General features: G+C 37.3%; 12 protein-coding genes. 9 read left to right on the plus strand and 3 right to left on the minus strand.

Annotated elements, in window-relative coordinates; translation table 11 throughout:
• Window positions 1-6: 6 nt before the first annotated feature.
• Window positions 7-606 carry an SGNH/GDSL hydrolase family protein gene (locus JG30_RS01100; protein ID WP_046315452.1) on the minus strand — a complete coding sequence of 200 codons (600 nt, stop codon included), beginning with the start codon at window positions 604-606 and terminating at the stop codon, window positions 7-9.
• 83 nt (window positions 607-689) lie between these two features.
• Between JG30_RS01100 and coaA the strand changes: the two genes are divergently transcribed.
• The 6 genes from coaA (at window position 690) to JG30_RS01130 (ending at window position 6,284) form a co-directional block, all read left to right on the plus strand.
• Window positions 690-1,619 carry a type I pantothenate kinase gene (gene coaA, locus JG30_RS01105; RefSeq protein WP_046315455.1) on the plus strand — a complete coding sequence of 310 codons (930 nt, stop codon included), beginning with the start codon at window positions 690-692 and terminating at the stop codon, window positions 1,617-1,619.
• A gap of 205 nt (window positions 1,620-1,824) precedes the next feature.
• Complete coding sequence (gene guaA, locus JG30_RS01110; protein WP_376856475.1) at window positions 1,825-3,360, plus strand: glutamine-hydrolyzing GMP synthase; 1,536 nt, start codon at window positions 1,825-1,827, stop codon at window positions 3,358-3,360.
• 359 nt (window positions 3,361-3,719) lie between these two features.
• Window positions 3,720-4,574, plus strand: coding sequence for an ABC transporter ATP-binding protein (locus JG30_RS01115; protein ID WP_046315459.1), 855 nt, complete (start codon window positions 3,720-3,722; stop codon window positions 4,572-4,574).
• 1 nt (window position 4,575) lies between these two features.
• A complete protein-coding gene (locus JG30_RS01120) occupies window positions 4,576-5,433 on the plus strand; it encodes an ABC transporter permease (protein ID WP_046315462.1) in 858 nt (285 codons plus the stop codon).
• 1 nt (window position 5,434) lies between these two features.
• Window positions 5,435-5,884 carry a LytTR family DNA-binding domain-containing protein gene (locus JG30_RS01125; protein ID WP_046315464.1) on the plus strand — a complete coding sequence of 150 codons (450 nt, stop codon included), beginning with the start codon at window positions 5,435-5,437 and terminating at the stop codon, window positions 5,882-5,884.
• 1 nt (window position 5,885) lies between these two features.
• Window positions 5,886-6,284, plus strand: coding sequence for a DUF3021 domain-containing protein (locus tag JG30_RS01130; RefSeq protein WP_046315466.1), 399 nt, complete (start codon window positions 5,886-5,888; stop codon window positions 6,282-6,284).
• A 1,025-nt stretch (window positions 6,285-7,309) separates the two neighbouring features.
• On the opposite strand, the gene JG30_RS01135 is transcribed toward JG30_RS01130, so the two are convergent.
• Together JG30_RS01135 and JG30_RS01140 are read right to left on the minus strand one after the other, a co-directional pair.
• Complete coding sequence (locus JG30_RS01135) at window positions 7,310-8,443, minus strand: helix-turn-helix domain-containing protein (RefSeq protein WP_046315468.1); 1,134 nt, start codon at window positions 8,441-8,443, stop codon at window positions 7,310-7,312.
• Window positions 8,444-8,467: 24 nt separating this feature from the next.
• Complete coding sequence (locus JG30_RS01140; protein ID WP_046315470.1) at window positions 8,468-9,289, minus strand: DUF5986 family protein; 822 nt, start codon at window positions 9,287-9,289, stop codon at window positions 8,468-8,470.
• Between the two features lie 576 nt (window positions 9,290-9,865).
• On the opposite strand from JG30_RS01140, the gene JG30_RS01145 reads away from it, so the two are divergent.
• The 3 genes from JG30_RS01145 (at window position 9,866) to JG30_RS01155 (ending at window position 12,298) form a co-directional block, all read left to right on the plus strand.
• Entirely contained in the window at window positions 9,866-10,201 is a 336-nt protein-coding gene (locus JG30_RS01145; RefSeq protein ID WP_046315472.1) for a PadR family transcriptional regulator, read from the plus strand.
• Between the two features lie 2 nt (window positions 10,202-10,203).
• Complete coding sequence (locus tag JG30_RS01150) at window positions 10,204-10,989, plus strand: DUF1129 domain-containing protein (protein WP_046315474.1); 786 nt, start codon at window positions 10,204-10,206, stop codon at window positions 10,987-10,989.
• 367 nt (window positions 10,990-11,356) lie between these two features.
• Window positions 11,357-12,298, plus strand: a complete 942-nt coding sequence (locus JG30_RS01155) for an aldo/keto reductase (protein WP_046315476.1) — start codon at window positions 11,357-11,359, stop codon at window positions 12,296-12,298.
• Window positions 12,299-12,396 lie beyond the last annotated feature (98 nt).

Below are 12,396 nucleotides of genomic sequence, written 5' to 3' on the forward strand. Positions count from 1 at the left end.
AGCCCCCTAATTGGGGGCTTTTTTCAAAACGCTAGCGGATGGTGTGCGTTGCAGACAATTGTTAATTAACGGTACTAATAAATGCGTTAAAAAATCATACCCCCGTGCATTGAAAGTCAAGCCATCTTCTTGTAAATATTGTTGCGGGTGTTGTTGGGCCTGCATAGCTTTTAATAAATTAATATAAGGTAACTGATACTTACGTGCCATATGTTCACTGGCTAACTCAAATTGTAACTGGCGCGGCCAACTACGGGCCGGCTGTTTATGATAATCAATATAAGGAGGCGATACCAGAATAATTTGGGCAGGACTGAGTGCGGCAAACAAATGCGCCAAATTATTCGTAAAAATGCCAGGTTTAATCTCATTAACTGGTAAAATATCATTAGTGCCAAAAAAAAGAACTACGACGGCTGGGTCTAAAGCACTCACATCGCGTTGAACATGAGTTAGTGCATCGGTGGTGCGATGTCCAGGTAAAGCACGATTAATGACGGTTGTTTGCGGGAAAGCTTTTTGTAAGCGTTGAGTCATTTGCGCAGTGACTTTACCATGTTCAAAACCCGCTAAAATATCATCACCGTATAAGATAATTTTTTGCATATTATATGTCCTTTGGGGCCCACAAACGGGGCCGCAGCTTTTCATTTACTATCTTTATCATAACATTTTCTGGGGGAAGTAAAATGCCGGAGTTGATGAATTATAATTGTTATTCGCGCGAGGAGTGGTCGCATTTTCACGGGCAATATTTTCATAACATTACAGACGCCGATTTGGAACAGATTAAATCCGTTGATGATGAGGTTTCTTTAACGGATGTGCAACAGATTTATTCACCCATTCGACATCTATTGCATTTGTATTTATTGAATTATCAACAATTATCACAAGCCAAGGCCCAGTTTCTCGGGCAAAAGCCGCATAAAATACCCTTTATTATTGGCATTAGTGGCAGTGTAGCGGTGGGTAAGAGTACAACTGCCCGGCTGTTGAAAGTGATGTTGCAACGGACTTATCCACAATATAAAATAGAACAAATTACCACCGATGGTTTTTTGTATCCCAATCAGGAATTACAGCGCCGGGGAATTTTGCAGGAAAAGGGGTTTCCTTGGAGTTATGATAATCAAAAATTATTGCAATTTTTAGAAGATGTTAAGGCCAATCGTCACCCCGTAGCGTATCCCAGTTATTCGCATGAAAACTATGACATTGTGGCCAATCAAACAAACCTAATTGATGATCCGGACATTTTAATTATGGAGGGAATTAATGTTTTACAACTCCCCCAAAATCAACAGATTTATGTGAGTGATTATTTTGATTTTGCCATTTATGTAGATGCTGATCCGCAGTTAATTGAACAATGGTATATTCATCGGTTTAAAGGCTTTTTGAAGGCACAACAAAAGCATCCCGATCCGCAAAACTATTATTATCAATATCTCCAACGGCCGCCCCAAGATGTGATGGCGATGGCGCATCGGGTCTGGCGTGAAGTGAATTACAAAAACTTAGTCGAATACATTGCCCCGACAATGAGTCGGGCGGATTTGATTTTGCATAAAACCACCGGGCATGTCATTGATCAAGTATTATTAAAAAAATACTGAGATGACCTAGCCCACCAGTGGGAGTTCACGCGGCAATGACCACTGGACTAGGAGTGATTTTCACAGCTGAGGCTGGGACCTGGAACCAAATTGGAACTCCAGCAGAGATTCCAATCGATAGACAGTAAAACGAGATTAGTAAGTGGTATACACTGCGAAAATTTTTTTGTACAATAAGAGTTAATTTGATAAAGGAGTGTGGCAAGTGCAAGCTGATAGCATCATTGTCTTAGATTATGGCAGTCAATATAACCAATTAATTACCCGAAGAATTCGAGATCTTGGAATCTATTCTGAACTGTTACCGCATACTACTACGGCTGCGCAAATTAAGACTATGGCACCTAAAGGAATTATTTTGTCTGGTGGTCCCAATAGTGTATATGATGCCGCAGCTTTTAAAATTGATCCCGCCATTTGGCAATTAGGCATCCCCATTCTGGGAATTTGTTATGGAATGCAATTAATGATGATGGAATTGGGCGGCCAAGTGGAAGCGGCTGGTGAGCCTGAGTATGGACATGCCGACATTCAGATTACCAAACCAGATTCGTTATTGTTCCACAATCTGCCGTCACAGCAATTTGTGTGGATGAGTCATGGCGATCGGGTTACAGCTTTGCCGGCTGATTTTGAGACAGTGGCGATCAGTGCGAATACGCCTTATGCTGTAGTGGAAAATGCCAAACAGCGCTTATATGGGATTCAATTTCATGCTGAAGTCCGGAATACGGAATATGGTTTAGATATTTTAAAGAATTTTGCTTTTCAGATCTGCAAGGCGCAGGCTAATTGGAGTATGCAGGATTTCATTCAACAACAAATTGACCAAATTCGTCAGACCGTTGGGAAACGGAAAGTTTTATTAGGCTTGTCTGGTGGCGTGGACTCTTCGGTCGTCGGTGTTTTATTGCATAAAGCAATCGGCAATCAGTTAACTAGTATCTTTGTGGATCATGGTTTATTGCGCAAAGGTGAAGCCAAACAGGTCATGGATAGCTTGGAAGGTAAATTTGGGCTCAATATTATTAAAGTTGACGCTCAAGAACGCTTTTTGAGTAAGCTTAAAGGCATCAGTGATCCGGAACAAAAACGCAAAATTATTGGTAACGAATTTATTCAAGTATTTAATGATGAAGCCCAGAAGTTAGAGGGCATTGATTTCTTAGCGCAAGGTACCTTATATACTGATGTAATCGAAAGCGGCACCAGTACCGCCCAAACCATTAAATCCCATCATAACGTGGGAGGCTTGCCGAAGGATATGCATTTTCAATTAATCGAGCCCTTGCGGACTTTGTTTAAAGATGAAGTGCGTGAGTTAGGCGAGCGCTTGGGCATGCCGCATGATTTAGTTTGGCGCCAACCTTTTCCAGGCCCGGGCTTAGGTATTCGCGTGATTGGTGAAGTTACTCCCGAAAAATTAAAAATGGTCCGGGATAGTGATTATATTTTACGGGAAGAAATTAAAAACGCAGGCTTAGAAAAAGAAATTTGGCAGTATTTCACCGTTTTGCCTGGTATGCGCAGTGTAGGCGTCATGGGTGATGGGCGCACGTATGATTATACTATTGGGATTCGGGCTGTCACCTCTATTGACGGGATGACCGCGGACTTTGCCCAAATACCGTGGCAAGTATTGGCTAAAATTTCTACGCGGATTACCAATGAAGTCGATCACGTTAACCGGGTAGTCTATGATATTACTTCCAAGCCGCCCGCAACGATCGAATGGGAATAAGTGGGCAATATAACTGGAATGGTAAACCTTAATTTATAAGCATTGGAAGGAACCGAAATAACTCTAAAACCATAAAAAAGATAAAGTTGTATGCCAAATATTACAAGGAATACATGGTAGAACCTTAGTAATGTCAATGATTGAAGAATATGATATTTGATTCCAAGGAATATCATGTTTGCCCAAGTATGCCAAATTAAGAAGCTCTTAGTTTAACTAAGGGCTTTTTTATGTGGAAAAATTTAATGTTGAAAATCTAGCTGTTTATGATCTGATCCTTACCACTTATTTGAAATTTGAAAACATATTTCTACTAGTTACGTATCATAGTCAGTGTATTACAAGAGGAGATTTTTAATATGCTGATAGAAACTTATGATTTAACAAAAAAATATGGTAAAAAATTAGCCTTAAATGCGGTTAATTTAAAAATCGACAAAGGACAGCTTGTTGCCTATCTAGGTACAAACGGGGCTGGTAAAACCACGACTATCAATCTTTTGACCGGATTATTAAAACCAACTTCAGGTGCCATAACTTATGCCGATAGCCTTAGGATGGGCATTGTATTTCAAAATAGTGTCCTAGATAACAACTTAACAGTAAAAGATAATTTGTATTTAAAAGCAAGAATGTATAAGAACTATTCAAATGAATGGTTGAATCACTTAGTTGATTTAATTGGTATTAGAAAATATTTGAAACAAAAATATGGTACTTTATCTGGTGGTCAAAGACGTAGAGTGGATATTGCCAGAGCGTTAATTAATAAACCCAATTTATTATTTTTAGATGAACCTACAACTGGGTTGGATTTACAGACAAGATTAGTACTTTGGCATCTTTTACAAAAACTACAACAAGAACAAGGTTTGACCATTTTTTTAACAACACATTATCTTGAAGAAGCAGAAAATGCTGATCAAATGTATATTTTGGAAAATGGAAATATTTTAGCTAGTGGTCCTGCTGCCAAAATTGAACAGAAGTATGCACCCACAAAGTTGTTGGTCAATGTAAGAGATATTAAATTGCTCAAGACATCTCAAAAATATCAAGTGATTAATCCCAAGCTAATAGAAATGATGTCATTGACAGCTAGTGAAACAATTGATTTCCTCAGTCTTAATCATAATGTAATTACTAATTTTGAATACTATCAAGGCTCAATAAATGATGCCTTTATTAAGATTACAGGAAAGGAATTGCAGTAAAATGTTTGCTTTGTTACTGAGAAACATCAAAATCTACTTTTCTAATCTTTCTGGAGTAATTATGTCTTGTTTAGGGGCATTAATCTCATTCTTTATTTATATTGGTTTCTTACAGAAAAATCTTAAAAGTTCCTGGAGCCATACTTCTAATGCTACTGAAATGTTAGATCTCTGGATGATTGCTGGTATAGTAGCAATTGCAGGTATGACCACTTCCTTGCAAGCATTAGGACAATTGGTAAAGGATCAAGAAACTAGAACGATTGATGACATCAAGTTAACTGATGTTTCTGCTTCACAACAAGTGTTAGCATATATTTTATCAGGGGCTGTAATCGGTCTAATAATGCAAATTATAGTTTTTCTTGTGATGAGTAGTTATTTTACAGCTACTGACCATGTTTCTATTCCTACAAGTACATATTTATCTGCATTCAGTTATATCCTAGTTGCTTCTATGGCTGCAGCTTCGTTAAATGTAATTATAGTTTTCTTTATTCATTCTGCGACTACTTTTAGTAGATTATCTGCTGTGATAAGTGCGGCTGCCGGGTTTGCGGTTGCAACTTACATGCCTTATGGGACACTGTCCTCACATGCGCAAACTTTGGTAAAATTAATTCCCAGTAGTTATGAAACCGCAGCTCTAAGAAGTTTATTGTTAAACCCCATAATTAAAAATGATTTTTCACCTAACGTAAGAAAATACCTTGTTGCTTATTTAGGGATTCATTTTAAAATTAATGGATATCAATTAAATCAAATAGATAATGCTTTGATTATGCTGGGGATGACCATAGTTTTAATAACCCTAATAATGGTGTTAACATTTTGGGCTGATAGAAAGAGAAATAATTAAGGTGAAAGTCGAATTCAAAAAAGATGAATCTTTGCATGATGAAATTAGAGTAGAAGTAAAATCTGCTGAGCAAGATTCCACAATAAATAAGTTATTAGCGTATATCAGTAAATTCGATAAACAGGAGCGTAGCTTATTACCTATCAAAACCAATGATCGAATAGTAACTATTAAAATGAATACTTTGATTAAAATTGAAGTTCAAGCAACTAGTTTAACTTATTACACTACTGCAGAAGTAGTAAAAACCACAGGAAGGCTATATCAAGTTCTTGAAGTTTTAAATGATAATTTTGTTCAAGTATCACGTCACGCAATCATTAATTTAAATTACTTAGAATCAATTGAAAATGGTTTCGCGGGTAATATGATTGTTAGGCTAGCTAATAATCTAAAGACAGATGTTTCCAGAAAATATTTACCCGAATTAGAAAAGGAATTAGGACTGTAATATGAGAAAATTTGGCAAATTTGTAGATTATTTCTTTACAGGAATGGGCTTTGGAGCAATTTGTTATCTTTGTATTTTAACTTTTGCTAATCCCGGAGTACCTCCCACTGCTAAGGATGTAGTTTCTATTTTCATTCTTTCGGGATTGATTGGAATTTTATCAATGATTTTCAAGACAGATTTACCCTTACTTTCGGCAATAATTATTCATTTTATTGGATCCTTTATTCTATTTTTAACTATGAGCTTTATTAATAATTGGTTAATCGGTTGGGATTCTATATTTGTTTTTATTTTGGTATATATCATAATTTGGGTAATCATTTTGTTAGAGCAAAGAAAAACAGTTCATAAATTGAACGCTAAAATTAAACAACGTAATTTTAATAGAAAAAGTTAAAAAATTATAAAGTATCCAATATTTATTGCATATAATCTTACAAGAGTGTTTAGCTATATTAAAGTTGGCTCAATCTAATCCGGGATCACTGTATTGTGCCAACATATTATAGTGATGTTAGGTAGAGATTGTGGGGGATAAGCAGTAGAACAATGCGATCGTCACTGCAGTTCTTCTATCGAAAAATAAAGGATAATGTAACGGTACCACCGTGGGCGTCCAAGCTAGCGGATAGTTGTATGAATATTGTCGGGACCGAGGAGCCCCTTAATTACCAGTTTTTTCATCCAGACTGATCAATATCTAAGCATATAATTGCTGTAAAGCATGAACGCAGATGGTGATGTACTCCTGTCAGTTCCGTATGTTGCTTGATGATTAGCATGAACGGGATTTCTGCAAGTAAGAACCCCACTGAATTATAGATCAAAATCAGCTTTTCAACCAAGCGCTTGCGGCTTTCGTCCAAAATTCAGAAGCCCACTTGGGGCTTTATTGTCTTAATATTATAGATATTCTTTGTTGAATTCACATTTAAGGCATAAAGTAGATGGTCCGTCGAAAGATTCGGGATAGCATGTAATGAACTAAGTTTGTGTAACTATTAATGTTAACGGCTGTTTTAGAATCAAGACCGAGGTAAGTGTGAAAGTAGAAAGCACTATTCTTATGTGTTTCGAGGGTATATGATCTTGTGATTTCATGTTGAGGCACAGGGCTAAGATCATCTTGCTATTATTAATTGGAATTTTAATTCGTCTGCGTAAAGCTTAAACACTAAGAAACTTTAGTTTGAGCTAGTCATTTTTTTCGATAATGTTTTTTGATCTTGCAAGGGAATGACTTTTTAGCTCCCTTTTAATTTTTAAAAAATGATGGAAACAGGTTGGAATCCATCATTTTGTAATTATTCAGTTTCAGTCTCGTGTTCAGGCATAAGTGGTTTATTCAATATTTCCCTGTTAGATCGCTGCCACTCATGTTTGCAGATTTTGCGCTTTCTATCGAGCGTGGAGACACATTTATTACTCAATTTGCGGTTTTAATTTGACAATTTCGCCGCTGAATTTACTTAAATCCACACCAATTACTTCCGACAAAATTTCGTTAGGGAACGGCGTTCCGTATTTAAGGCCCAGTTCGTGACTTAACTCACTTGGCTCGAGGATGTTTTGTTGCATAAGCAGATCAAGCGATTGTTTGAGTAGTACAGGTGTTGATGAAGGAGTATTTAGATCAAGAGGTTCAACCTTTCGCCATTTTCTGTAACTAATTTTCTTTTGAAGCTTGATATATTCATCGGCAGTTAGTAAGTTTAGATCACGTGCACGATACAACATTGCTGCGATCGAGACGTGCCAGTAATCTTTCAGTAACACATAATTTTTTAAATCAAGTTTATCTTTACCAAGAGTTTTCTCAAAGGCTTGGGCAGGTAATAGAAATTCAGAAGCAAATTGATTTGCTTCTTTTTCCATTATTCTATAATCTTCCGCATCCAGCTCTTGAGGATTCAAAATATTAGCATGGAGCACGCGATGTCCTAATTCGTGGGCTTGAGTGGACTGTTCGCGATAAAAGGAATGACTAACTCTATCCACAAGAACGATGTAGTATGAGCGGCCATCTACTGTGTAAAAGCCACTTTGAGCGTCAATCTTGTTTGATCCAGAATCAATAACGGCGACAATTAGGCCATGCTTTTCTAACAGTCGCATCATATTTGGAATAGGTGAGTCTCCTAATCCCCATTTATTTCTAAGCTTTATAGCAGCCTGTGGGGGGGTATCATTTTCAAATTTATCATTAGTCAGTTTTGGGAAATCTATGAATTCACCAAAATAATCTCTGACAATAGCCGTTGCACGCTTGTAAGTCTCACTAGGTTGTTTTTCTGATTGAGTCGCAGTAAGTCGGCTTCGAAAGAAGGTGCCGCCATCTTGAAAATCACGTTTGTCTTCAGTAGTAAAATAGTCTAAAGGGAACTTCAAGGCCTGGATAATTTTTTGGAACACATCGAGCCCCGGCTTTGAGTTTCCGCATTCATATCTAGAAATCATTTGCTTGGTTACGGATGCTTTACTAGCTAGCTCAGCAATAGTCATATGGCGATAACGCCGTGCTTCTCGTAAACGTGAGCCATTTAATTTAAATTTCATTCTACTCCAACACCTTCATTGACTTTATTTTTTTTTCTTTCGAATTTGATTTTTTTCTTTTTCTTTTTCTTTTTCTTTTTCTTCTAGTGAGCGACGCTGCTTACGTAGCTGGACGAGAAATCCTTCTGAACGTGGTGAATTGGCTGGACTTGATTTTTCTTTTTCTTCCAGTGAGCGACGTTGCGTACGTAGTTGGGTGAGAATTTCTTCCGAATGTGGTGAATTGGCTGGATTTGCTTGAACACCACTCTGTTTCATTGGATGAATAATCTGTTCACTCAAATCAATGCTGTCAACTAAGCAATAGTTATCATCAAATTGTTGAATTGAACCGCCGATAATTTTACCATGATCATATTTACACGACGTAATGAGTACTTCTTTTACTTGGTCAACTAAATCGTTAAGCATTTTTTTTGAGTCCTTAATGCGATATTCTTGCTTGTCCTTATCACGAGTTGGAATCAGCTCTAATTGTCCGTAATCATGTTCAAGTCCTTCATTTAAATAGAGAAGAGAGTATACATAGTGAGTAGCGAAGCCTTTCGATTGAGCTTCGTGACGTCGAGCAGATAAGGTTTTCTCATTCATCATGTGGTATAGCTTGGAATCGTTCTTATCAAAAACTAAAATAGAAGTCCAGATACCGCGAGGAATGAAAATTGGCTGATAACGAGGGTTTTTATACAGTTTATCATACAAAATTTGAAATCGGCGATCCCAAGTTGCAGAGTTTTGTCCATTGTGTGTCACAGTTGAGATAGCTTGATAGTCTGGTGCAATATCTAAGTTTGTAAAACGCATTGCGGAAATTTGAGCATCGAAGATTTCTTTATTATATTCCATGTGGGTTAAGTCCTTTCATCGTTTTAATAAGTGTAGTTTAACCCTTGTGGTTGACAAAATCAATCTTTTTTACGATTAATAATCAACGTTACCGCAACTATTGCTAATTATACGTAAATTATATCCTGCTATCAAAATTATGCTCTATTTTTATTCTGACAATAATACATGTGGTCATAATAGGTGAGAGCCATTTTGCTGGCAGAAATATCAGATGTGAATCAGAAATACAATGGCTTTTTTACACGGTGCGTTTGAAGGTAAAATCTAGATAGTGATTGTGTTGGAATACTCTTCAGACAAATTTCTTTAAGACCACTGTCTAAAATATTTTTTGTACGTTGAAATTATTGTAATAATATAAGTAGTCAAATATTCCATGTACTTAGCTTATTTCATAATAGTGCAACAGATTATACATATTAAAATTTATCAATTATGTAATAACGTAGAGTGCGAACTGAAGGTAATTACTCAATAAATTTTTCAGTTGTTTTTTAAAAAGTTTAATTGTGCTTTACATTGTGTGGCTGCGTCTATATACTTTGTTTTACAAAGTAGAGGCAGTTATTTTTTATGGCAAAAATTCCGACACAAATGTTAAAAGGTATTTTGGAAAATGCTATTTTACTGATTATTGCCCAAGGTGAAACCTACGGTTACGCTTTACAGCAACAATTAGCGCAGAATGGTTTTGGGAATGTTCCTGAAGGAACGATTTATCCTTTATTATTAAAATTGCAACAACAGGGTTGGGTGCAAGGTTATAAAAAAGTTTCGAATACAGGGCCGGATCGCAAATATTATCAAATTACTCTCCAAGGCCAACAGCAATTACAAATTTTTATGCCCCAATGGCAGCAATTACAACACGCGATGGCTAGATTGATGGAGCAGCAAGGGGAAAGTTAATTATGAATGAATATTTGAAAAATAATCAACTTTTACATAAACTACACGGTTTAAATTATGTATACGCAGAAACCCTAGTTGAATATCTGCGGACCTATTGGAGTAAAGACGTACAGGCAGTAGAAGAAGCAATCACTGATGTGTTAAGCGATATGATTGAAGCCCAAAGTGACGGTCTTTCGGCGAAAGAATATTTTGGTTCTGATCCGCAAACTGCAGCCGATGCCATTATTCGTCAGTTACCCTCAGCCTCACTGCGTCAATGGCTGCTGCAATTTTGGCCGGCATTGAATATCTTAGGTGTGAGCGTCATTGTCCTCACTTTATTCTTAGGCCCGGGGCCGCAATCCCAAGGAATCGTAGTCAGTGCGCTGGCCGCCATCTTAATAGCCTGCTTTTTTCATCCTTTAAGTCAAAGTCTGAAGTTTAATCATTGGCAATCTAAAACTAAATGGCAGTTGGTGGAAATCGTCTTGTTCCTGATTGTTATTTGGGGCCTAACTTTTGAGATTTTTAAAAAGGACTTAGTTTTGCCGCTATCTCAAAAACCTTTAATTGGTTTAGCGGGGATAGTTTTATTTTTGTTGGGTAATTTAGCTTTATGTGGGCATTTTCAAAAAATGACTTTGCCCTGGATTGTTTATTGGCTAATACAAATTCCGCTCCTGGGTTTATCGCTCGTGATCGTGCTGAACGCTTGGCAGGGCCTAGCAGTAAGCTGTCTAGAGTATTTATGGGCTTTGTTGTTGGTGAGAAAGCAAAAAGATCGTTCCTATTTTTTAGAATAAGCTAAATGAAGTGGGAAATTCATCTTTTATTTAATTTCATTGATAACAGCCTTAAATTATTCGTTGCCTTGTTCCAGGGGTTACTTGCTTAGCGGCAGTAGGGATCGTAGATAAATTCTGTCAAATCCTAACAAAAAATATATGTGTTTTTACAGTAGGTCATTGAAATCTTAAATAATAATCGATATATTGATCGTAGTATAATAGATCTACTAGCCCGCTGTAATTTGTGAAAGAAGTGTATGGTTTCGGATGGATTGAGGAGGCTAGTAGAGGACAGCGGGATCGTCCAGCAAGGCGCAAACGAAATTTTTGCGAAACTTGTAGTTTGGTTTTGTGGGCGATCATTGAGTGTGGAGGTATACAAATGGAACAAGTACGCATTGGTAAGAGTGAAGTCTATACCACCAAGTTGGGTTTAGGAACTAATAAAGTGGGTGGTCATAATTTATTCAACAATTTGAATGAACAAGATGGATATGATCTCCTACGGGCCGCGTTAGACCAAGGGATTAACTTATGGGACACTGCTTATATGTACGGTTTGGGCAGATCAGAAGAAATTATTGGTGATGTTTTACAAGATTATGATCGCTCGAAAGTAATCATTGCCACGAAAGCCGCGCAAGACAAGTCGCAGGATATGGCGATCAATAATAGTGCCGCTTTTATCCGCCAAGCAGTCGATGATGCCTTGCGCCGCTTAAAAACTGATTATATTGATATCTTTTATTTACACTATCCGGATGAAACAACGCCTAAGGATGAAGCCATTGAAACCTTAGATGAAATCCGAAAAGCTGGCAAAATTCGCGCCATTGGGGTTTCCAATTTTTCTTTAAGTCAAATTAAAGAAGCTAATAAAAATGGTAAACTTGACATTGTCGAAGACCAGTATAGTTTAGTTCATCGAGCTCCGGTGCAAGCTGAATTAAAGTATTTGCAGGAACAAAATATTTCTTTTGTACCATTCTTCCCTTTGGCTTCCGGACTGTTGACGGGCAAATATGGTTTAGCTGATTGGGACAAATTTAAAAATACTGATGGGGGTCAAATGTTAGGTGACTTCAGTCAAGACCAGTATGAACAAGCCATTCGAGGAATTGACGGTGTGCGCCAAATTGCCGATCAGCATCAGGCTACAGTGACACAAACTGTTTTAGCTTGGTATATGGCTAATCCCGCCATTAGTGTGGTAATCCCCGGAGCCCGCAATGTAAAACAAGTTGAAAGTAATGCCGGGGCTTTGCAATTGAAATTATCCCCAGATGAATATCAACAAATTGATGACTTATTCAGTAACTTTTAAGCCAAAGTAGCCATAAGTGGCACAAGCTTTTTGACAAATAGCCTAAATTCAAAAACTGCTAAAGCTGAGACAGTAACTTGTCCCAGCTTTATTTTTTT

It is taken from the genome of Bombilactobacillus mellifer (genome assembly GCF_000970795.1).
GTDB classification, from domain to species: domain Bacteria; phylum Bacillota; class Bacilli; order Lactobacillales; family Lactobacillaceae; genus Bombilactobacillus; species Bombilactobacillus mellifer.